This window comes from Streptomyces gobiensis (assembly GCF_021216675.1).
Lineage (GTDB): Bacteria > Actinomycetota > Actinomycetes > Streptomycetales > Streptomycetaceae > Streptomyces > Streptomyces gobiensis.
The window spans coordinates 1775214-1796869 of the sequence record NZ_CP086120.1 but is presented as its reverse complement, the minus strand read 5'-3'; the positions used below and the strand labels follow the sequence as shown (position 1 = coordinate 1796869).

The following is a 21656-nucleotide window of genomic DNA, read 5'->3' as shown; positions in this document are numbered from 1 at the left end:
GCTTCCTCACACGGCCGCTCAGAGAGATGTCTGAATTGCTGCTCGATTCGAATATTGTTCCTTCGGTGTGTGAGGGGCGCGACTTGAGGGATGAGTCGTGTGAGTCACATGCGCACGGGTTGACGGACACCGGCGCGAGGCTGTGCGGGAGGAATCACCCGGCCCCGGCCGCGTGGCCGGGAGGGCGCCGGGCGGCGCAGCTCCAGCGGCACCACAGGCGCCAGACCTGCGCCGTCCATAAAGATCGCGCGGACTGCCCGGTCCGCCGCGAACCCGTCGTCATACGGGCAGAAGCGGGCCCGGAAGGCCGCCCGCAACGCGCTGGCGCCCGGGGCGCGCCAGGCGCCGCTACGGAAGATGCTGACCAGGGTCTGCAGGTCCTGCGCGACGGGGCCGGGCGGGGCGCTGGGCAGATCGAAGTATGTGCCCCGGGTTGTCCGGTATGTTTCCCAGTCCTCGGCATGGATGACGATGGGCCTGTCGAGGTTGGCGTAGTCGAACATGACGGGTGCGTAATCCGTGATCAGCGCGTCGGCGGCCAGGCACAGCCGGGCCAGCGAGCGGTGGGCGGCGGCGTCGAGCACCACAAAGCCGGGCCCCAGCGCACGGGCCAGCCGACGCGGATTCAGCCCTGCCAGCCCCACTGAGCGGCCGCCGCGCAGATAGTCCCGGTGGACGGGGGCGTAGAGAATGGCCGTGGTGCCTTCGGGAATCCCCAACTCCGCCCGTACCCGGGCGACATCGCTGGCGGTGGCCGTATGGAACACATCGTTGCGCGGTGCGCCGTACTCCAGGGTCGTATAGCCGCCTGGATACGCGCGCTCCCAGGCCAGCGTGGAGTGGCGGTTCCCGGAGAGGCTGTAGTCCCAGGTGTCGATGCGCTCCAGCAGTCCGGGCACGTCCAGGTCGGCGACGGTTACCGGGTGGTCCTGGAGGTCCAGCCCCATCCGCCCCAGCGGGGTCCCCCGGTGAGTCTGCAACAGGGTCTGGCCGGGGCGCTTACGCAGCCCGGGCTCCCCCTCGCCATCGGTCACCAGATAGGTGGCGCGGGCCAGCGCCGTCCAGTACGCGGCCGAGCCGGGGTGCAGCGGCCGCACCCCGTGCGGCAGGGTGTCGGCGTGCTCCGGGTCGGCCACCCAGGCGGTACGCAGGCCCGGCACCAGCTCCCGGGCCTTGGCCTCGATGGCGGCAGGGTCGCCCGTATACCCCTCACGCCCGGGCGAGCTGAACACGGCCAGGGCGGGGTCGAGCCGGCGGTGGCACTGCAGCCGGTAGTGCAGCCGCAGCGCTGCCGAGCGCAGCGACCGGCCTACGTCCCTGATCCGCCGCCGGAGCCCGGCCACCGCCCACAGCAGCTGGAAGGTGCGGCGCGCCCCGAGTCGGACGAGCAGATGGCGCAGACTGGTGCGCCCGGCGGCGGACTGATGGCGCAGACACTGCTTGCTGCTGCGCCGGAAGAACTCCGCCCGGCAGGAGCGGGGCAGCTCACCCGGGGCGAGAAAGACGGCGGTGAGGTGGTCGGTCATCCGGCGGTACAGCACCGCCTGCCAGCAGGCCAGTTCGGGCCGGTCCTCAAGGAAGGCGAAGACCCGGTCGTACTGGGCGAAGACATCGAAGTGACGGCGGCTCTGGGCGGCCAGCAGACCGCCCTGGCGGCGCTGCCGGTGCAGCACACAGACCCGGTCCAGCACCGTCACCGCCTCGGCGGTGAGCAGTGTGCACCACGTCCAGGGCGTGCCCTCGTACGCGCCGGGCGAGAAGGCGAAACCGTGCTCCTCGATGAACTCACGGCGGTACGCCTTGTTCCATACGACCGGTGGCAGCCGCAGCAGCGCGGGGCGGTCCTTCAGCTGGAAGACCTGCGGATCGCGCTGGGCCAGCGGCCCGACACGGCCGCCCCGGTCGCTGCCTCCGTGCCAGAACGTCCGTACATGGCCGAAGGCCAGCACATCCGGTTCGGCGGTGTCGAAGAGCCGGTCGGCGATGGCTTGCAGCGCGCCGGGGGCGAGGGTGTCATCGCTGTCCAGGAAGAGCAGATAGTCGCCGGTGGCCCGTGCCATTCCGGCGTTACGGGCCAGACCCGGGCCGGCGTTGGCCGGAAGGTGCAGCACGGTCACTCGGGGGTCGGCGGCAGCGGCCTCGTCGAGGATCTCACCGCAGGCATCGGGTGAGTGGTCATCCACTGCGATCAGCTCTAGATCGGTGAAGGACTGGGTGAGCACGGAGTCCAGGCACTCGGGCAGGTATGCCTGCACATGGTGGGCGGGGACGATGATGCTGAAGCGGGGCACGGCACATCCACGGGTGGGCGCGGTCTATTAACCCGATAATGCGTGGTTCGCATACGGTATCCATGCATATGCGCGACTACGCCCCGAGAACCCCTCGTCCGGCCCAACGCACCCGGCTGTGCGGCTCCGCCGCGCGGGGGGCTTCGCCCCGGGGCGGGGTTTCCCCGACCCGGCCCCTCCCGGCTGTACCGATATGCGGCTCCGCCGCGTGGCGGGGCTTTGCCCGGCTGCGGGGGTGCCGTGGTGGGTTTCCCGGTATCCCGGCCCTTCCCGGCTGTACCGATGTGCGGCTCCGCCGCGTGGCGGGGCTCTGCCCGCTCCGGGCTTGCCGTGGGTGGGTGTCCCCGTATCCCGCCCCTTCCCGGGAACCGGGGCTTCGCCCCGGGGCCCCGGGGTTGGCCGGTGCGGCTGCGTGGGCCGGTGTTGTGCCCACCCGTTCCGCCCTGCGGAACGACTGCCCACAACACTGTGGGGGGTCTGGGGGCGTCAGCCCCAGGTTCGGGAAGGGGAGGGGTTGGGGAAAGGGAGCCCGCTGTTACTTCACTGCGCCGGCCATGACGCCGGAGATGAATTGCCGTTGGAAAGCGAAGAACACCGCAAGCGGGATCAGCATCGAGACGAACGCGCCGGGCGCGAGGACATCGATGTTGTTGCCGAACTGGCGGACCTGCTGTTGCAGGGCGACGGTGATGGGAGGGCTGCCGGCGTCCGCGAAGATCAGCGCGACCAGCATGTCGTTCCACACCCACAGGAACTGGAAGATGCCGAGCGAGGCGATCGCCGGTCCGCCCAGCGGCATCACGACCCGGGTGAAGAGCCGGATCTCGCCCGCACCATCCAGCCGTGCGGCTTCCAGGAGCTCACGCGGGATCTCCGCGAAGAAGTTGCGCAGCAGGAAGATGGCGAAGGGCAGCCCGAACGCGGTGTGGAAGATGACCACACCGGGCGTTGTCTCAAAGAGCCCGATTACATTGAAGAGCTTGGCGACCGGAATCAGCGCCACCTGCACCGGTACCACCAGCAGACCGACAACCGCCAGGAACCACCAGTCCCGCCCCGGGAAGTCCAGCCAGGCGAAGGCGTAGCCCGCCAGCGCCCCGACGAACACCACCAGTGCCGTGGAGGGCAGGGTGATCACGACGGTGGTCATCAGGGAGTTGGTGATGGCGTCGTTCTCCAGCAGCGACTGGTAGTTGGTGGCGGTGAGCTGCGACCAGTCGCCCAGCGTGGTCCACCAGCCAGAGGATGCGATATCCGCCGGGTCACGGAAGGAGGACAGCAGCAGCCCAGCCGTCGGCGTCAGCCAGAAGAGCGCGATCAGAATCAGAAAGACCCGCAGCACACTGCCGCTGGCCAGCTTGGCTACCCGGGCAGCGACCGCTGGCACCGTTGGCCTTGCCTTGGTGGCACTCGCACTTACATCCGCACTCACATCCGTACTCACGCTCATCGCCGGGTCTCCCTGCGCAGTCGCCGGACATTGAAGACCATGACCGGCAGTACGAGCAGCAGCAGAAGAACCGCGATCGCGCTGCCCACGCCCTGGTTCGCACCAGCGCCGAAGGAGGAGAGATAGAGCTGGAGAGCGAGCACGTTGGCGTTCTCCTGGGTGGCGCCGGGGGCGATGATGAAGACGAGGTCGAAGATCTTCAGAACATTGATCATCAGCGTCACGAGGACCACCGCGAGGACCGGGGCCAGCAGGGGCACCGTCACCTTGCGGAAGACCTGCCACTCACTCGCCCCGTCCACCCGGGCCGCCTCCAGCAGCTCGCGCGGGACGCCCGCCAGCCCCGCCGCGATCAGCACCATCGCGAAGCCTGCCCACATCCAGATATACGAGCCGATGATGGCGGGGGTGACCAGGGTCGGGCCGAGCCAGTCGACGCCGTTGTAGGGAGCGGCGAAGTTGGCTGCGGGCAGTCGTAGTTGGGCGCCCCGCGCTTCGGGCGGGAGGGAGTACGTACCATCCTCGCCGGTCTTCGCCGAGGCGACGACCCTGCCGTCCTTCACCGCCTCGACCTCCACCCCGGCCAGGCCCTTCTCGCCGGGGTCGATGACACCTGGCTTGCCCTTGCCGCCCCGGCTGAAGTCCAGCCAGACGGTGCCGGTGACCCCGTCGCCGGTGCCGGGGGAGGCCGCCTTCGCCTCGGCGGCGTCCGCCACATCCTGCGGCTTGACGCCCACCAGCGGCAGATGGGCCGGATCGGTCGCGCTGACCGTGGACCGGGTGGTGAACGGGCCGCCACTGGGTCCGGCCAGCTCCCCGTCCGGGCGCGGCCGTGCGCCAGGCCAGGCGGAAGCGTCGGTAAAGGCGTCATGGACGCCGACCCATACGGCGTTGGCCACACCGCGGTCCGGATTCTGCTCGTACACCAGCCGGAAGATGATCCCGGCCGCCAGCATCGAGATCGCCATCGGCATAAAGATGATCAGCTTGAACGCCGTGCCCCAGCGGATCCGCTCGGTCAGCACCGCGAAGATCAGGCCAAGGACGGTAGCGACGGTGGGGGCGACCGTCACCCAGATCGCGTTGTTCTTGACCGCGGTCAGGATGCCGTCATCGGTGAAGATCTCGCCGTAGTTGTGCAGGCCGACGAAGCCGGTGCCGGCGGCGTCAAAGAAGCTCCGGTAGAGGGAGTACCCGATGGGATAGACGACGAGGGCGCCGAGCAGCAGCAGGGCTGGCAGGAGAAAGCAGGCGGCGACCCAGGGGCGGGCTCGGATAACCGACATCGCCGGTCAGTTCTTGTAGGCCTTGGCCGCGGATGACTCCAGGGCGCGCTGGGCGCCCGCGACATTGTCCGGGTTCTTCAGGAAGTCCTGCAGCGCCTTCCACATGCCCTGGCCCTTCGTACCGCCGAAGGCCGCCGGGGCCTGGTCGGACATATCGAAGCGGAAGTCGTCGCCCGCCTTGATCAGGGCTTCGGCGATATCCCGCTGTACATCGTTCGGGTAGGCGGCGGTGTCCAGCTCCTTGTTGGGCGAGATGAAACCGCCCGCCTCGGCCCAGATCCTGGCGGCGTCGGTGGAGGCGAGGAAGGTCATCAGGGCGTGGGCGCCCTTGTTGTCCTTGAGCGCCACAGCGACGTCGCCCGCGCTGACCACCGGGGAGTCCTTGCCGACCGCCGGGAACGGGAAGACCTTGGCGTCCTCGCCGATCTTCGCCTTGGTGCCGTCGGCGATATTGACGCCAACGAAGTCGCCTTCGAAGACCATCGCGGCTTCCGGCGATTCAAGGTCGGAGAAGGTCTTGGTGACGGAGTCCGGGAACTCGGTCTGCAGTGCGCCTCGGCGGCCACCGGCCAGCAGTTCATTCTCACCGAAGAGCTTGCCCAGGGCGGTCAGGGCGTCCTTGACGGAATCGTCCGTCCACGTGATCTCATGCTCGGCGAGCTGGTCGTACTTCTCGGGCCCGGCCTGGGAGAGATAGATGTTCTCGAACCAGTCGGTGAGCGTCCAGCCGTCCGCACCACCCACGGAGACCGGCGCGACACCGGAGTCGGAGATCGTGCGGGCGGTCTCCAGAAAGGACTTCCAGGTCTTGGGCTCGCTCACGCCCGCGTTCTCGAAGGCCGTGGTGTTGTACCAGATCAGCGACTTGTTGGCGGCCTTGAAGTACACGCCGTACTGCTCGCCGTCGTGTGCGCCGAGATCCTGCCAGCCCTGGGAGAAGTTCTTGCTCAGCTGACTCCGGGTCGTCTTACCGACCGGCTTGACCCAGCCCTTGTCGGCGAACTGATGCAGGACGCCGACCTGCGGGAGCATCGCGATATCCGGGGGCGCGCCGCCCTCGATCTTTGAGCCGATGAAGGTGGCCACATTGTCCCCCGTGGGAGTGAAGCTCACCTCGGCGCCTGTGCGCTTTTCGAACTCGTCGAGGACTTTGCGGAAGTTCCGCTGTTCCGGGCCGGTCCAGACGGCCGCCACCTGGAGCTTTTGCCCCTTGAGGTCGGGCAGTTGGACGGTAACGGGATCATTGCCGCCGTCACCACCGTCGCCGTTTCCCTCGCTGCCGCAGGCGGTGAGGGACAGCGCGAGCACGACGGCGATCGCGGTGCGATTACGTGTCTTACGAACTGAAGTGCGCATGCCCACCGTCCCGTTCAGGGCACGGCCCCCGTTGTCGAACGGCCGCACCGCACGTCCCGTGCGCATAGTCCTAACCCGGACCGGGCCCACCTGCAATAGGACAGTCCTACTCTTGTCCCCCCTTGTGATGGCCCCGTTACGCCAATCGCGGGCGTTGTGAGCACTGACCCCGCCCCCCCGTTGTGGGCACTCGCAGCCCCGCGAGGGGCGTAGGCCCGCCCTGCTACGCAACCACCCACCCACCCCAGCCACAGCGCTCCGGCCCACCCCGCAACGGAGCTCGCGACGCTTGGTGGGCACAACACCCGGCCACCGGCCCGCACCGGCCGCCCAGGGGCCCCGGGGCGAAGCCCCGGTTCCGGGAAGGGGCGGGATACGGGGAACCCCACCACGGCACCCCCGCAGCCGGGCAAAGCCCCGCCACGCGGCGGAGCCGGATACCGGCACAGCCGGGAAGGGGCGCCGGGAGACGGCCCTAACGGGAAAGCGGCGGCGTGCTTTCCCGCGCCGCCCGCTCCATCGCACTGACCAGCAGAGCCAGATCCGTCGGCCCGTTACCCAGCTCACGGACGGGCCGCCGGGACGGCGGATCACCGGCGCGGGCCCAGTCCAGCGGCACCACCGTGGGCCGCAGGGTGGCGGTACGGGGAATACGCCCCGTCACCCGGCCCCCCTGGAAGGGGACCATCGAGCCGTCCGGCCGGTGCAGCACGCCACGTCCCGGCAGTGACTCCGCCGTCTCCGGGTCACCTCCTATGGACACCCGCATCGCCGCCCCCTGATCGGCCACCGTCTGCGCCGTACGATCCGGGCGACCGGTGGCCGCTATCAGGTGCACCCCCAGCCGCACCCCGTCCCGGGCCACGGCCTCCAGCGCCCGTACGACCGAACCGGCGGCCGGCCGGCCCGGGTTGCCCAGCGCGGGGTCCACCAGGACATCGAAGTCGTCGACGAGCACCACCAGCCGTGGCGGGGGACCCTGCGATGTGCCGCTCTCCTGGACGTACGTCTCGTACTGCCGCCCACCCAGCAGCTCCGCCCGCCGCTTGAGCTCACCGCTGAGCTCCTGCGCGAACTCCCGCATCCGCACCGGGTCGCCCGGCCCCAGATACTTCGATACGTGCGGCAGCTCACCGCAGACCCGCAGCCCGTCGCCGCCGCCGTCGATGAGTATGAGACTGAGCCGCTCGGGCCGCTCGCCCGCGGCCATCGCGGCCGCCAGCGAGCGCAGCAGCTCCGTCTTGCCGCTGCCGCTCGCGCCGCTGATGAACAGATGGCTGCGGTCGGCCGCCAGATCCGCGCCGACCGGTCCCCGGGTGCCCGCGCCGAAGACCAGGCTGGCCCCGCAGTTGTGGTCGGCCGCCGTCCAGCGGGCCAGCAGCGCGGCCGGGGTGGCGCGGGCCAGGCCCAGCTCGTCCAGGAGCCGTGAGCTCGTCGGCAGCGCGGTGGCCGGATGGGCTGCCGTGGCGGCCTCGCCGGTGGGTTCCGGCTCGGTCAGCGGTGCCAGGGCACGGGCGAAGCGCTGGGCCCAGGCGGCCGAGACACCGTCCACGGTCGCCACCTCGCCAGCCGGGGCGCCGCCCCGGCGGACCACCCGGACCGCGGTGGCGACGGCGCCGCTCAGCAGCGCGACGGTGCCGCATTCCCGGAAGGCGGGAGAGGTCTCCTGCGCAGTGGCCAGCGTGTCGGCGAGCGGGGAGGAGGGCGTCGCCGCCGGGGTCTCGGCCAGGCACAGCACATGCACCCCGGCAGGGGGGCCGCTGGTGGTGAGCCGGGTCACGGTTTCCCGCAGCGCGGCCGTGCCCGGGTCGCCGTCGACCACCAGCACGGTGGCCGGCCCAGGCGGCTGCTCGCTCTCCTCCAGCCGTCGCGCCAGCTCACTGGTGCGGGCTGTGGCCTGGTCGCGGTCGAAGGCGAACAGCAGTCGGCAGTCCTGCCCCCGGGCCGGACGCAGCTGCGGCAGCCAGCCGAGCCACGACCAGTCCTGAGTCTCCCGCCCACGGCCGGGGGCGAGCAGCACGATTTCCAGGGCGCTGGGCGGATGCAGCACGGCGAGCTGGGCGAGCACCGAGCGGGCCAGCGGCAGCAGCCGGGCCCGTGGTCCGGCCAGCCCCAGCGAACCGGCTTCCCGCAGCCCGACCGTCACCGGCGCGTCCGGCTGTGCGCCATGGTGTGCGGTGCCCAGCCGTACGGTCAGCGCGTCGGGGTGGCCGATGCCGCGCTCCCAGAGCCGGGGCCCGGGGCCGAGCGCGGTCAGCAGCACTTCCGCCGGATCCGGCCAGCGGCCGTCATCCGGCGCGGGTACGGCGGCCGGCGGGGGCGGGGCCAGCTCGCCGGTGGTGTGGCTTGTCGGGTCCATCCGGACCGTACGGACCGTACGCTCGGAATCCAGTCGCTTCCCGGCGAACCGGCGGGCCCAGGCGCCTATGCCGCCGCGTCCACGCCGGGCGTCCGATGCCGGGCCGGCCTCCGGCCGGGCGAAGCCGTGCTCCTCGGTCTCCTGCGGTGCGAAGGGTGCCGCCGTGCCGCGCAGCGGGGTGGGCCGACGGCTGCGGTCGCTCGCCGTCCCGTCCGTACCGCCCGCGCCGCCCGCAGGGTCTGTACCGCCCGTACCGCCCGTACCGCCTGTACCGCCGCCCGTCTCACCGCCCGGGCCCGGCATCGCTGGACCGGGCCCCTCACCCGTTGGCCCGGACTCCTCGCCCAGCCGTTCCGCCCGCAGCCGCAGCACCGTCTCGCCCAGCCGCAGCGCCGCCCCGGGGCGCAGCGGCACCGGGCGGTCCAGGACCGCGGCGCCGTCAACGGTGGTGCCATTGGTGGAGCCCAGATCTGTCACCGTCACCGCGCCGGTCTCCGTCACGGTCACCACGCAGTGCAGCCGGGAGACATCCGGGTCGTCCAGCGGCACATCCGCCTCGGCCGAGCGGCCGATCCGGATCTGACCGCCGTGCAGCAGATGGACGCCGCCCGCGTCCGGTCCGGCGGCCACATGAAGCCGCGTTCCGCCCGGCGAGGGTGAGGCGGGCTGCTCTGACGGTCCGTACAGCGACAGCACCGCGCCATCTACGAGCGGGGCTTCGCCGATCACTTGGCGCTGTGGGTCAAGCCGCTCCGCACCGGCGTACACGGCGACCGTGTCACCGGCGCCCGCGGTGCCGGACGCTGCGGCGAAGGCCGTAGCAAGACCGCCTGTCACGGCCGCTAGCACGGTTCCCGCGGGGGCTGTGACCAGCACATCGCATTCGCCGCGCTCCCCGGGACCGCCGCGCGGCCCGAGGACAGTGAGCCGGATCTGGTTCGGCATCGGCCCCTCCCGGTTCATCCACAACCCCACCGCTGCAGAGAGCATCCTCGCACCCGTGACAGACATCCCGCCCCGGGAGAGCCATTCAATGATCTTGATTGGCTGGGGAGATACGTAAGCGCGCTCATATGTGGCCGAGTTCACATCCATTTATGAAGGCTTTGTGACCAGGTGTGTCCCTGAGATGTCAGCGTCTCGACCGTGGGCGGCACGCGATCGGCAACCAAACGTTCGCCGATCACGTCCTGCCGGAAGACTCACCCGCCTCAGCGACCTGTCCGATGACCTGTCCGATGACCTGTCCGACGACGTGTACGACCGGCACTACAGTGGAGCGGTCGGGGCAGCGGGCCGAAGAGACGGACCCCGTAAGCAGCAATCCAGATCAGGGAGCCGATGACGTGCGGCCGGTAGGCAGTAAATACCTGCTCGAGGAACCGCTCGGACGCGGCGCCACGGGCACCGTCTGGCGAGCTCGTCAGAGGGAGACAGCGGGTGCCGAGGCGGCCGTGGCCGGGCAGCCCGGCGAGACGGTCGCGATCAAGGTCCTCAAGGAGGAGCTGGCCAACGACGCGGATGTGGTGATGCGCTTCCTGCGCGAGCGCTCCGTGCTGCTGCGGCTCACCCACGAGAACATCGTCCGCACCCGCGACCTGGTGGTCGAGGGCGACCTCCTCGCCCTCGTCATGGACCTGGTCGAGGGCCCCGACCTGCATCGCTACCTCCGGGAGAACGGGCCCCTCACCCCCCTCGGTGCGGCCCTGCTCACCGCCCAGGTCGCCGACGCCCTCGCCGCCAGCCATGCCGACGGCGTGGTGCACCGCGACCTCAAGCCCGCCAACGTTCTGCTGGCCGACGGGGATCAGGGCATGCGGCCGATGCTCACCGACTTCGGCATCGCCCGTCTCGCCGACTCCCCGGGACTGACCCGCACCCATGAGTTCGTCGGCACCCCCGCCTATGTCGCGCCGGAGTCCGCCGAGGGCAAGCCGCAGACCTCCGCCGTCGATGTCTACGGCGCGGGCATCCTGCTCTATGAACTCCTCACCGGGCGGCCCCCGTTTGGCGGCGGCACCGCCTTGGAGGTGCTGCACCGGCATCTGAGTGAGCAGCCGCGGCGCCCGGATCAGGTGCCCGAGCCCCTGTGGACCGTTATCGAGCACTGTCTGCGCAAGAGCCCCGAGGAACGGCCCAGCGCGGAGGCGCTGGCCCGTGGGCTCCGTACGGTGGCCGGCGGCCTCACACCGAACGCCACGCCCGAGCAGCGCGGCGCCGCGCTCGGTGTGGCCGCGCTGCTCGCCCCGGACCCGCGCCCCACGACCGTTCCGGGCAGTGGGGAAGGCCAGACCGGGGCCGCCGACCCCACCCAGGTGCTGCCCACCGGCGGTTCGTACGACCCGAGCGCGGCGACCAGCGTCATGCCGCAGACCGGCGGCGCCGACCCCACCGCCGTCATGCCGTCACAGCCGGAGGACCCGCACCCCTGGCAGAACCAGCTGCGCGCCGCCCGGGACCGCAATGAGCAGACCCAGGTCCAGCCGCTGGACCCGAGCCAGGACCCACTGCGCCGTCGGCCCACCCGCCGTCCCGCCCGCCCTGCGGCATCGCCGCAGCGTTACGCACCGCCGCCGCCTCAGCAGCCGCAGCACCAGCGCTACGAGCCACAGCGGCCCCCGGCTCGGCAGCCCGCCCCGCCGCGCCAGCCTCGGCAGCGCAGTGCCAATCCGATGCGGATTCCAGGGCTCGGCTGCCTCAAGGGCTGCCTCTTCATGATCCTGATCATGGTTGTGATCGTGGCGCTCATCTGGAACTTCACCCCGGTCCCGGAGTGGGTGGCACAGGGCAGGAGCTTCTGGCAGGCAGCCACGGACTGGTTCAACTCGGTCCAGGACTTCTTCAGTAATTAGCCGACCAGGTCATCCGCCCATCCGCCCACCCGGCCATCCAGTCACCCAGTCACCCAGTCAGCCAATCCGGAGATTTATCGACTTTCGTGAGGGTCTTTCCCTCACAGAAGTGACTCTTACTGCCATCCGTGGCCCCGCCGCACCCTCTTGCCGCGTAGTTTTGTCGCCATGGCACGGAAGATCGGCAGTCGGTACACGGCTCACCAGATCCTGGGTCGCGGCAGCGCCGGCACAGTGTGGCTGGGGGAGGGGCCGGACGGGCCCGTCGCCATCAAGCTGCTGCGCGAGGATCTCGCCTCCGACCAGGAGCTGGTCGGCCGCTTTGTGCAGGAGCGTGCCGCGCTGGTCAGCCTTGACCATCCACGGGTCGTCGGCGTACGGGACCTGGTCGTCGACGGCAATGACCTCGCGCTGGTCATGGATCTCATCCGCGGTACGGATCTGCGCACCCTGCTGGACCGGGAGCGGCGGCTCACCCCGTCCGACGCCGTGGCCCTGGCCGCCGATATCGCCGACGCGCTGGCCGCCGCGCACACCGCCGGGTATGTCCACCGGGACGTCAAGCCCGAGAACATCCTCCTCGACGGGGACACCCGGCGCGCGCTGCTCACCGACTTCGGCGTCGCCAAGCTGATCGACGAGCCCCGGCGGGGCGGCGCGGGCCGGGTCGTCGGCACCCCGGACTATGTCGCGCCCGAGATCGTCGAAGGGCTGCCGCCCCGCGCCTCGGTGGATATCTACGCCCTCGCGACGGTGCTCTACGAGCTCCTGGCGGGCTTCACCCCCTTCGGCGGCGGTCACCCGGGTGCGGTGCTGCGCCGCCATGTCACCGAGCGGGTGGCGCCGCTGCCCGGCATCCCGGATGAGCTGTGGCAGCTCATCCACCAGTGCCTGGCGAAGGCGCCCGCGTCCCGGCTGCGGGCGATGGAGGTGGGCGCACGGCTACGGGACCTGCTGCCGTCGCTGGCCGGATACCCGGCGCTGGAGATCGATGAGCCGGAGCCGGAGACCGAACCCGAGCCGCCGTACGCGCCCTATGTCGCCCCAGCCGGGCCCCAGCAGCCGCAGCCGCCGTTCCGGGGCGCCATTCCGCTGGTGCGCGCAAGCACGGCTCCCGACTCCGCCAACCGCGAGACGCATACGAGCATGCGGGTGCCCGGCGCCGACGAGCTGGCCGGCGGCGCCCACGGCACCGCCCGCGCACCCCGGGCCCCCGGCCAGCGGCGCGCCGGTTCCGCCCGCCACCGCGCAGCCGAACGCCGCCGCCGGATGAAGCTGGCCGCCGCCGGGACGGCCGCCGCCGTAGCACTGGGCGTCGGCGGCTGGCTGGCCCTCACCGGCGACCCCGACGACCCACCACCCGCGGTGGAGCAGTCGACACCGTGAAAGCCACAGAAGTCACAGAAGCCACAGAAGCTGTGGAAGTCGTATAGCAGGAAACCGCAGGGCAAATCGACGGGCCTGCGCGGAAAACACCCACGGCAGGAGAGCCCCCGGCGAACGGCCCGGACGGCTGGGCTTCCCCAGCCGTTAGGCTGGAGGCGTGGCAGTCGTCGATGTATCCGAAGCGCTGAAGTCCCTCTCCTCCACCATGGAGTCGATCGAGGCCGTCCTTGACCTCGACAAGTTGAGGGCTGACATTGCCGTGCTCGAGGAGCAGGCGGCGGCCCCCACACTGTGGGACGACCCCGAGAGCGCCCAGAAAGTCACCAGCAAGCTCTCCTTCCTGCAGGGCCAGCTCCGCAAGGTTGAGGAGCTGCACAGCAGGATCGATGATCTTGAGGTGCTGTTCGAGCTCGCCGAGGCGGAGGACGACGCCGACACCCGCGTCGAGGCCACGGCCGAGCTGGAGTCCGTCCAGAAGGCGGTGGACGAGCTGGAGGTCCGTACCCTCCTGTCGGGTGAGTACGACCCCCGCGAGGCCATGGTCAGCATCCGGGCGGAAGCGGGCGGCGTGGACGCCGCCGACTTCGCCGAGCAGCTTCAGCGCATGTATCTGCGCTGGGCCGAGCGCAAGGGATACCCGACGGAGGTGCTGGACACCTCGTACGCGGAAGAGGCGGGCATCAAGTCCACCACCTTCTCGGTAAAGGTGCCCTACGCCTACGGCACCCTCTCTGTCGAGCAGGGCACCCACCGGATGGTGCGGATCTCACCCTTCGACAACCAGGGCCGCCGCCAGACCTCCTTCGCGGGCGTCGAGGTGATGCCGGTCGTCGAGCAGACCGACCACATCGACATCCCGGAGAACGAACTCCGCGTCGACGTCTTCCGCTCTTCGGGTCCCGGTGGCCAGTCGGTCAACACCACCGACTCGGCGGTCCGTATGACCCATATCCCCACCGGCATCGTGGTCTCCTGCCAGAACGAGAAGTCCCAGATCCAGAACCGCGCCGCCGCGATGCGCGTGATGCAGGCCCGCCTGCTCGCCCACCAGCGGGCACAGGAACAGGCCAAGATGGACGCCCTCAAGAGCGACAGCGGCAACTCCTGGGGCAACCAGATGCGTTCGTACGTCCTGCAGCCCTATCAGATGGTCAAGGACCTGCGCACGGATCACGAGGTCGGTAACCCCCAGGCCGTTCTCGACGGTGACATCGACGGCTTCCTGGAGGCCGGTATCCGCTGGCGCAAGCAGCAGGAACAGGCCTAGAACCAGCCTCAATTGGTGTCGAATTGATCACACTCTGGCCTTTGTAAAGGCAAGTCGGTGCACAGCACGGACATTTCACAAAGGTCTGGCTTGACGATGGTGTGAAAAATGGGAAAGCTGTTCGCTCGGCAGGCGTGTGCCAGGGGCGTGCGTGTGGGGGGCGAGCGGGAAGCCTGGTCACTGAAGTGATGGTGGCTTCCGAGCTTGAGAGCCTCGGCACAGCAACAGCCCGGTACCGCTGCTCCATTGAACGAATAGCTACTGGGGGTAGTTGGTAGTGACCAATTCTAAGACGCGGGTGCGCGTTGCGCGTATCGCTGCCGGTGCGGTTTTCGCCGCCGGTGCGTCGCTCACCGCCGCGGGTGCCGCGCAGGCTGTTGGCCTTACTGGTGAGGCCGAGCTCGGTGACGCCGGGATCAGCGCTGAGGCCAAGGCTGAAGAAGACAGCAGCATTCTTGGAGTCGAGAGTGTAGGTGGCGGCGGCTCGGACCCGGGTGATCCGGCGGACCCGGAGCCGACGGACGACCCGATCGACCCGGACCCGATCGACCCGGACCCGACGGACGACCCGATCGACCCGGACCCGACCGACGAGCCCGGTGACCCCGACCCGACCGACGAGCCGGGCGACCCGGACCCGACGGACGAGCCGGGCGACCCGACCAATGGCGGTTCGGGTAACAACGGTGGCACCGGCAACAGTGGCGGTACCGGCGGGTCGGATGACGGCGGGCTGGACCCGGACACCACCGGTGGTACCGGTGGTGACGGTGACGGCACCACGCCGGACTCCGCGGGTAAGGAGCAGATCACCGCTCCGGAGAAGCCGTCCGCGGACAAGCCGTCCTCGGACAACCCCAAGGAGGAGCTGGCCGAGACGGGTGCCGCCGAGACCACGTTCCTGCTGATCGGCGCGGCGACGATGATCGCCGGTGGCATCGGTTTCCGTATGCTGCCGCGGCTCATCAACCGTGACGGTGGCGCTGCCGCCGCCTGAGGCGCCTAGCGCGTACACACAGCGAGGGCCCGGACACGCAATGTGTCCGGGCCCTTGTGTGTGTCTCTGACGGAAACCGTCAGGGCGGTTCAGCTGCTCAGAGGGACCACCAGGGCCACGGCCAGCAGTGTCAGCAGCAGCAGTACCAGGGCAGCCGGGGGGAGGCCGGCGCCGCCCTCCTGGCGGTGCAGCCGGTTGCGCTCGGCGCGGCAGACCACGCAGCGAGCCTCGCTCACGGGGCCCGCGCAGTTGGCGCACACCAGTCGGTCGCATGTCATGCGATCTCCTCCTCGATAGCGCCAACGCGGATGGGGAGTGAGATGTTCCCCAAGGATCTGTGCTCACCACTGTGCCAGGGTTCAGCGCGGAACGCAGATGAGCATGGCCAATGCCTGCTTTATGCCTGTTGCTCCCGTGGATAAACCCGTTAAAGCGGGCGCCGACTGCGGGGCGCTGGCCAGGTCGCGTATGGTCGCCCACACCGACGAGGAGTCGCGCCGCGGCTTCCGCTGCCCCTACCCAGGTCGACGTGGTGTAAATCAGTGATTCGCTTCGACAACGTCTCCAAGAGCTACTCCAAGCAGGACCGCCCCGCTCTCCGCGATGTCTCGCTGGAGATCGAGCGCGGTGAGTTCGTCTTCCTGGTGGGCTCGTCCGGCTCCGGCAAGTCCACCTTTCTGCGGCTCATCCTCCGTGAGGAGCGGGCCACCTATGGCCAGGTGCATGTCCTGGGCAAGGATCTCGCCCGGCTCTCCAACTGGAAAGTGCCGCAGATGCGCCGCCAGTTGGGCACCGTCTTCCAGGACTTCCGGCTGCTGCCGAACAAGACCGTCGGGGAGAATGTCGCCTTCGCCCTCGAGGTCATCGGCAAGTCGCGCGGGCAGATCCGCAAGACCGTGCCCGAGGTGCTTGACCTGGTCGGGCTTGGCGGCAAGGACGACCGGATGCCCGGCGAGCTCTCCGGTGGTGAGCAGCAGCGTGTGGCGATCGCCCGGGCCTTCGTCAACCGCCCGATGCTGCTGATCGCCGATGAGCCGACCGGCAACCTCGACCCGCAGACCTCTGTCGGCATCATGAAGCTGCTCGACCGCATCAACCGGACCGGGACGACGGTTGTGATGGCCACCCACGACCAGCAGATCGTCGACCAGATGCGTAAGCGCGTGATCGAACTCGAAAAGGGCCGTCTCGTGCGCGACCAGTCGCGCGGTGTCTACGGCTACCAGCACTGAAAGGACGCCATGCGCGCCCAGTTCGTACTGTCGGAGATCGGCGTCGGTCTCCGCCGCAATCTCACGATGACCTTCGCGGTGATCGTCTCCGTCGCCATCTCACTGGCCCTGCTCGGTGGATCGCTGCTGGCCCGCGAACAGGTCAATACGATGAAGGGCTACTGGTACGACAAGGTCCAGGTGTCGATCTTCCTCTGCAACAAGGTGGACGCGGAGAACGACCGCAACTGCACCAAGGGTGCCGTCACCGGCCAGCAGAAGCGCGAGATCAAGGCGGACCTGGAGAAGCTCGACCAGGTCGTTGAGAAGGTCTACTACGAGTCCAGCGAAGAGGCATACAAGCACTTCAAGGAGGAGTTCAAGGACTCCCCGCTGGCCTCCTCGCTGACCCCGGACCAGATGCAGGAGTCGTACCGGGTCAAGCTCAAGGATCCGACCAAGTACAAGGTGATCCAAACCGCGTTCGAGGGCAGAGCGGGCGTTCAGATGGTCCAGGACCAGCGAAGTCTCCTGGAGAACCTGTTCAACTTGCTCAATGGGATGAATATCGCAGCGGTTTGTGTGATGGCGCTGATGCTCATCGTCGCGCTGCTGCTGATCGTGAACACGGTCAGGGTCTCGGCGTTCAGCCGTCGCCGGGAGACCGGGATCATGCGGCTGGTGGGCGCCTCCAGCTTCTATATCCAGATGCCGTTCATCCTGGAAGCGGCGATCGCGGGCCTGATCGGAGCGGGTTTTGCCTGCGTACTGCTGATCGGTGGCAAGTACTTCCTGATCAACAACTGGCTGTCGGAGAAGATCGTTCTGATTGACTTCATCGGCTGGGACTCGGTGGTGAAGGTGCTGCCGTTCATTCTCGCGGTGGGTGTACTGATGCCCGCCGTTGCTGCCTTCCTCGCTCTGCGCAAGTACCTGAAGGTATGAGCCAGATGTGAGATACGACGCGGACGCCGTACGGTCAACCGGCCGTACGGCGCCCTCATCTGTCCTAGACTCCGCAACATGTCGGGACCGTGGATGTTCGTCCAGCCCCGCCGCATCCGCCGCGGGGCTGCCCTGACATTGGTCTTCGCCAGCGTCCTGGTGACCGGCTTCGCGGCCGGGTCATGGAGCAGCGAAACCAAGGAGGGTGAGCGCCAGGGCCAGGGCGCTCCGATAAGCCCCAGCGTCGTCGCCGAGGATCCCAAGGGCGATGCCCACGCGCTCGTCAGCCGCAGCGGCGACCGGTGGGCGGCCGCGTACACGGCCCGTGAGTACGAAGGGCTTCGCAGGGCGCTCGACGGCATGTATGTCGGCGTCGGTATCGCGGTCAAGCGCAGCCGTGGCGGTACGGTCGAGGTGGCCCGGGTCAGCGGCGGCAGCCCCGCCCAGCGGGCGGGGGTCCGCTCCGGTGACCGGCTGCGCACCATCGACGGCACCGAGGTGACGGGTGTCCCGGTCACCGAGGTCGTCGCCCGGCTGCGTGGCGACGACCGGAACCGCGACGCGGTGGCCGGCAGCCGGGTCGCGCTGGGGCTCAGCCGCGATGGCCGGGACTGGACCGAGAAGCTGCGCCGCACCCGGCTGGACACCGAGGCGGTGACCGTCAGACGGCTCGGTCCGGCGGCCACCCGCATCAGCGTCAGCTCCTTCACCACAGGCTCCGGCGAGCAGGTGCGCGCGGCCATGGCCAAGATCCCGCCCGGCACCGGCGTCCTGCTCGATCTGCGGGGCAACTCCGGCGGGCTGGTCCATGAGGCCACCGCGGTGGCCTCCGCCTTTCTGGACGGCGGCCTGGTGGCCACGTACGGCGACGGTGACACCCAGCGCGCGCTGTACGCCGAGCCCGGCGGAAACATCGAGACCCCGCTGGTGGTGCTGGTCGACGGTGGCTCGATGAGCGCCGCCGAGCTGCTGGCCGGGGCGCTCCAGGACCGTGGCCGGGCGGTCGTCGTGGGCTCGCGCACCTTCGGCAAGGGGTCGGTGCAGATGCCCCAGAAGCAGCCGGACGGCTCGGTCGCCGAGCTCACTGTCGGCCACTACACGACTCCAGGGGGGCGTACCGTGGACGGCAAGGGGCTGACGCCCGATGTGGCCGTACGCTCGGGGGAGCGGGCCCAGGACAAGGCCCGGACAGTATTGAGTGGCCTCGCGGCCCGAGCTTAGGAAAGAATGGCCCGGCTATGGCTAAAGAGACGGGTCGCAAACTCATCGCGCAGCACAAGAAGGCGCGGCACGATTACCTCATCCTCGACACGTACGAGTGCGGGCTGGTGCTGACGGGCACCGAGGTGAAGTCGCTGCGGCAGGGGCGCGCGTCGCTGGTGGACGGCTTCGCGCAGCTCGACGGCGGTGAGGTGTGGCTGCACAATGTGCACATCCCGGAGTACACCCAGGGCACCTGGACGAACCACAGCGCCCGGCGCAAGCGGAAGCTGCTGATGCACCGGGCCGAGATCGACAAGCTGGTCGGCAAGCTTCAGGAGAGCGGCCTCACCCTGGTTCCGCTCCAGCTCTACTTCAAGGACGGCCGGGCCAAGGTGGAGATCGCCCTGGCCAGGGGCAAGCGGGAGTACGACAAGCGGCAGACGCTCCGCGAGAAGCAGGACCGGCGGGAGGCCGAGCGGGCGATCTCGGCGGTCCGGCGCCGCCAGCGGGCATAAACCCGGGCGGTAAGTGGTTGGCATCTATGTGGCCTGGTCCCGTACCATGGTCACCGGCGCTGCTCCTCGGAGCGTGCCGTTTGTTAACTCAACATGGGGATGATCGGTTTCGACAGCGGATGTCGAAGTAGGGGAAGCGAGCCGAGGAACGCGGCAATGATCTCGCTAACCATGTGCCGCAAAAAAATAATCGCCAACACTAAGCGCGATTCCTTCGCCCTCGCTGCCTAAGCAGCGACTTGCGGAGTGTCAGCCCGGGTGCGTTCCCGACCCGGTTCCTGACATCAGCTAGGGAACTCACCGCGTAGGCCCGGTCACGGGGCCTGCCGGGACATCAAACAGTGACTGAGCCCACGGAGACTTGTCTGCGAGAGCTTCAGGGCTGAGAAAAACTCCCCGCGCAAGCGGGGGTCATCCGCAGACTGCGCTCGGAGAAGCCCTCCTTCCGCACCGTTGGACGCGGGTTCGATTCCCGCCATCTCCACTCAGAGCGAAAGCCTCTGACCTGTAAATCAACAGGTCAGAGGCTTTTGTGCGCTCGGGCTAGCCGTCTCACCGGGCATTTTCACCCAGCGGGGTCAGACGGTCACTTCTTGCAAGGGATGCCGGTCAGGTTCTGTTGATCTTTCCTGGCCCCTGGTGGTAGCTGTGCACGCCATCTATCCTGCGGGCATGACGGCCCGTCAGGAAAGACAGCGAAAGCAGCAGAAGCAGCAAGAGCAGGATGAGCAGGCGGAGCCCGAGCCGCTTGGGCCGACTACGCTGACCTGGAAGTACTTCGGGGACTGGCGCGGGGTGCTGCTCGCGCCCTGGGCCGGGGCGATGCAGAACATGCACCCCGGGCTGGGCGCCGGGGTCGCCGAGCACTCGACGTTCTTTGAGGAGCGCTGGCAGCGGCTCTTCCGTTCGCTCTACCCCATCGGCGGCGTGGTCTACGACGGCCCGCGCGCCGCCCGGACCGCGCGGCAGGTGCGCGGCTACCACGACGCGATCAAGGGCGTGGACCGGCACGGCCGCCCGTATCACGCGCTCGACCCCGACACCTTCTACTGGGCACACGCCACCTTCTTCATGCTGACGGTCCTTGTCGCCGACCGCCTCGGTCCGGGACTGAGCGAGCCGCAGAAGCGGCAGCTCTTCGATGAGCATGTGCGCTGGTACCGGATGTACGGGGTGAGCATGCGCCCGGTACCGGGGAGCTGGGAGGAGTTCCGGGCGTACTGGGACCGGATGGCGGAGCGGGTACTGGAGGACAACCAGCCGACGCGTGATGTCCTCGACATCCGGCATATCGCCAAGCCGCCGTCGCTGCGCCGGATGCCGGACTGGGTGTGGACGGCCCTGCGCGGACCGCAGGCGCGGTTCACCGTGTGGTTCACCGTCGGCCTCTTCCCGCCCGCCGTCCGCGAGCGCCTCGGCTACCGCTGGACACACCGTGACGAGCGACGGTTGCGGCTGCTGGGCCGGTTGATCCACTACGGCTGGCAGCTGGTCCCCGAGTCCCGCCGCTACCACCCGCGAGCCAAGGCGGGCTGGGCCCGGGCGAGGGGCGAACTCCCCGCGAACGCCCCACTGGTGGAGGCCCCGGCACGCTATCTGCCGCCGGAGAGTGAACGGGGCTCCGGCAAGCACTATGTGCCGGGCGGCTGACGCTCATCCGGTCGGCCCGTACGTCAAATCCGTGTCCCGGCACGCTGATTCGTGTCTTCCCCGGTTTGGTCTATACCTTGACCGGTGCAGGCCAATCCGCTTGACTGTATGCATTCAGATCGCTCTGAACCGGGCGCGGGAGGGTACGCGTTGAACTGGCCCCGAACCCTCCCGCGCCCTTCCACGTTCAGGCCCACGCAGCCCGCCGCCCCAGCCCCGCCGCCGCGACCAGCGCCGCCAGCGCCGCGGCCATGACCGGCATGGTGCTACGCCCGCTCGCCGACCCGGTACCGCTGTTCCCGGTCTCCATGGCCTGGCGCCACGGCCTGCGCCACCCGGGCCTGGACGCGCTCACGGCGGCGGCCGGCACGCTGGCGGCTGAGGGGCGCTGGCTGGACCGGCCTCCGGGCACGTGGCTCCCGGAGGCGGATCGGAGGCCAGGCGCGTCGGCACCCGCTGCCGACGCGTGACCGCGAGGGGAGCATCTACTCAGCCTGTACGGTCCTGCGAGCGGCTCTCTGCTGCGCGAAGGCTTCGCTCAGCTTGCGCTGCGTCTCCACCATGTCCCCCTCGGTCACATGAACGCCGAAATACTCGGCGACGTAGCGCTTGGCTTCCTCAACCCTCGCCTCACGTTCCTCGGGCGTGAGAGTGGACTCCACGAACTCCTGGAGCAGGGCACGAATTGATGTCCCCCGGGCTTCGGCCAGCATGGCCAGCCGGTCCCGGACGCTGATGGGGACGTGGATCGTCACGTCAGTGCGGTGAGCTTCGAGCACGGCCTGAAGCTACGCGCACGCTGGCTGCCGCGGCAGCGTTCATCGGATGAGCCCCTCGAACTGGTGAATGTGCATGGTTACCGGATCGAGTCCATGACTCGTACAACCA

The 21656-nt window shown here is 69.3% G+C and carries 17 protein-coding genes and 1 other RNA gene; 11 read left to right on the top strand and 7 right to left on the bottom strand.

All coding sequences use genetic code 11. From position 1 onward, the window contains the following. Nucleotides 1-104 precede the first annotated feature (104 nt). The 5 genes from test1122_RS08300 to test1122_RS08280 form a co-directional block, all read right to left on the bottom strand. Nucleotides 105-2291, bottom strand: coding sequence for a bifunctional glycosyltransferase/CDP-glycerol:glycerophosphate glycerophosphotransferase (locus test1122_RS08300; protein ID WP_232268520.1), 2187 nt, complete (start codon nucleotides 2289-2291; stop codon nucleotides 105-107). Nucleotides 2292-2826: 535 nt separating this feature from the next. Then, a complete protein-coding gene (locus tag test1122_RS08295; RefSeq protein WP_232268519.1) occupies nucleotides 2827-3741 on the bottom strand; it encodes a carbohydrate ABC transporter permease in 915 nt (304 codons plus the stop codon). Continuing rightward, on the bottom strand, nucleotides 3738-5027 hold the full coding sequence (locus test1122_RS08290; RefSeq protein ID WP_232268518.1) for an ABC transporter permease: 1290 nt from the start codon (nucleotides 5025-5027) through the stop codon (nucleotides 3738-3740). Before test1122_RS08290 ends, test1122_RS08295 begins: the two co-directional genes overlap by 4 nt. A gap of 6 nt (nucleotides 5028-5033) precedes the next feature. Further along, a complete protein-coding gene (locus test1122_RS08285; RefSeq protein WP_232268517.1) occupies nucleotides 5034-6383 on the bottom strand; it encodes an ABC transporter substrate-binding protein in 1350 nt (449 codons plus the stop codon). Nucleotides 6384-6858: 475 nt separating this feature from the next. Beyond that, nucleotides 6859-9687 (bottom strand): FHA domain-containing protein, encoded by a 2829-nt coding sequence (locus test1122_RS08280; protein WP_232268516.1) that lies wholly within the window; start codon nucleotides 9685-9687, stop codon nucleotides 6859-6861. A gap of 401 nt (nucleotides 9688-10088) precedes the next feature. On the opposite strand from test1122_RS08280, the gene test1122_RS08275 reads away from it, so the two are divergent. From test1122_RS08275 to test1122_RS08260, 4 genes are all read left to right on the top strand, one after another. Beyond that, complete coding sequence (locus test1122_RS08275) at nucleotides 10089-11594, top strand: serine/threonine-protein kinase (protein ID WP_232271821.1); 1506 nt, start codon at nucleotides 10089-10091, stop codon at nucleotides 11592-11594. A 168-nt stretch (nucleotides 11595-11762) separates the two neighbouring features. Continuing rightward, nucleotides 11763-12980: a serine/threonine-protein kinase gene (locus test1122_RS08270; protein WP_232268515.1), complete on the top strand. Its 1218-nt coding sequence runs from the start codon at nucleotides 11763-11765 to the stop codon at nucleotides 12978-12980. A gap of 157 nt (nucleotides 12981-13137) precedes the next feature. Next, on the top strand, nucleotides 13138-14247 hold the full coding sequence (gene prfB / locus test1122_RS08265) for a peptide chain release factor 2 (RefSeq protein ID WP_232268514.1): 1110 nt from the start codon (nucleotides 13138-13140) through the stop codon (nucleotides 14245-14247). Nucleotides 14248-14524: 277 nt separating this feature from the next. Further along, nucleotides 14525-15244 (top strand): LPXTG cell wall anchor domain-containing protein, encoded by a 720-nt coding sequence (locus test1122_RS08260; RefSeq protein WP_232268513.1) that lies wholly within the window; start codon nucleotides 14525-14527, stop codon nucleotides 15242-15244. 89 nt (nucleotides 15245-15333) lie between these two features. On the opposite strand, the gene test1122_RS08255 is transcribed toward test1122_RS08260, so the two are convergent. Further along, nucleotides 15334-15522 carry a hypothetical protein gene (locus test1122_RS08255; RefSeq protein ID WP_232268512.1) on the bottom strand — a complete coding sequence of 63 codons (189 nt, stop codon included), beginning with the start codon at nucleotides 15520-15522 and terminating at the stop codon, nucleotides 15334-15336. Nucleotides 15523-15786: 264 nt separating this feature from the next. On the opposite strand from test1122_RS08255, the gene ftsE reads away from it, so the two are divergent. From ftsE to test1122_RS08220, 7 genes are all read left to right on the top strand, one after another. Continuing rightward, nucleotides 15787-16476 (top strand): cell division ATP-binding protein FtsE, encoded by a 690-nt coding sequence (ftsE, locus tag test1122_RS08250; RefSeq protein WP_232268511.1) that lies wholly within the window; start codon nucleotides 15787-15789, stop codon nucleotides 16474-16476. A 9-nt stretch (nucleotides 16477-16485) separates the two neighbouring features. Then, nucleotides 16486-17400, top strand: coding sequence for a permease-like cell division protein FtsX (gene ftsX / locus test1122_RS08245; protein WP_232268510.1), 915 nt, complete (start codon nucleotides 16486-16488; stop codon nucleotides 17398-17400). 78 nt (nucleotides 17401-17478) lie between these two features. Continuing rightward, nucleotides 17479-18621, top strand: coding sequence for a S41 family peptidase (locus test1122_RS08240; protein ID WP_232268509.1), 1143 nt, complete (start codon nucleotides 17479-17481; stop codon nucleotides 18619-18621). Nucleotides 18622-18638: 17 nt separating this feature from the next. After that, on the top strand, nucleotides 18639-19118 hold the full coding sequence (smpB, locus tag test1122_RS08235) for an SsrA-binding protein SmpB (RefSeq protein ID WP_232268508.1): 480 nt from the start codon (nucleotides 18639-18641) through the stop codon (nucleotides 19116-19118). A 95-nt stretch (nucleotides 19119-19213) separates the two neighbouring features. Beyond that, nucleotides 19214-19605, top strand: a transfer-messenger RNA (tmRNA) gene (gene ssrA, locus test1122_RS08230). 185 nt (nucleotides 19606-19790) lie between these two features. Further along, nucleotides 19791-20768, top strand: a complete 978-nt coding sequence (locus test1122_RS08225) for an oxygenase MpaB family protein (RefSeq protein ID WP_232268507.1) — start codon at nucleotides 19791-19793, stop codon at nucleotides 20766-20768. 251 nt (nucleotides 20769-21019) lie between these two features. Further along, nucleotides 21020-21238: a hypothetical protein gene (locus test1122_RS08220; RefSeq protein ID WP_338423522.1), complete on the top strand. Its 219-nt coding sequence runs from the start codon at nucleotides 21020-21022 to the stop codon at nucleotides 21236-21238. Between the two features lie 15 nt (nucleotides 21239-21253). Here test1122_RS08220 and test1122_RS08215 read toward each other — a convergent pair whose 3' ends face one another. Then, complete coding sequence (locus test1122_RS08215) at nucleotides 21254-21523, bottom strand: hypothetical protein (RefSeq protein ID WP_232268506.1); 270 nt, start codon at nucleotides 21521-21523, stop codon at nucleotides 21254-21256. Between the last annotated feature and the right edge of the window lie 133 nt (nucleotides 21524-21656).

Coding starts and splice junctions, on each gene's coding strand:
- test1122_RS08295 (WP_232268519.1), bottom strand. CDS start 3,741: ATGAGCGTGAGTACGGATGTGAGTGCGGATGTAAGTGCGAGTGCCACC.
- test1122_RS08290 (WP_232268518.1), bottom strand. CDS start 5,027: ATGTCGGTTATCCGAGCCCGCCCCTGGGTCGCCGCCTGCTTTCTCCTG.
- test1122_RS08285 (WP_232268517.1), bottom strand. CDS start 6,383: ATGCGCACTTCAGTTCGTAAGACACGTAATCGCACCGCGATCGCCGTC.
- test1122_RS08280 (WP_232268516.1), bottom strand. CDS start 9,687: ATGCCGAACCAGATCCGGCTCACTGTCCTCGGGCCGCGCGGCGGTCCC.
- test1122_RS08270 (WP_232268515.1), top strand. CDS start 11,763: ATGGCACGGAAGATCGGCAGTCGGTACACGGCTCACCAGATCCTGGGT.
- test1122_RS08255 (WP_232268512.1), bottom strand. CDS start 15,522: ATGACATGCGACCGACTGGTGTGCGCCAACTGCGCGGGCCCCGTGAGC.
- ftsX (WP_232268510.1), top strand. CDS start 16,486: ATGCGCGCCCAGTTCGTACTGTCGGAGATCGGCGTCGGTCTCCGCCGC.
- test1122_RS08240 (WP_232268509.1), top strand. CDS start 17,479: ATGTCGGGACCGTGGATGTTCGTCCAGCCCCGCCGCATCCGCCGCGGG.
- smpB (WP_232268508.1), top strand. CDS start 18,639: ATGGCTAAAGAGACGGGTCGCAAACTCATCGCGCAGCACAAGAAGGCG.
- test1122_RS08225 (WP_232268507.1), top strand. CDS start 19,791: ATGACGGCCCGTCAGGAAAGACAGCGAAAGCAGCAGAAGCAGCAAGAG.
- test1122_RS08220 (WP_338423522.1), top strand. CDS start 21,020: ATGACCGGCATGGTGCTACGCCCGCTCGCCGACCCGGTACCGCTGTTC.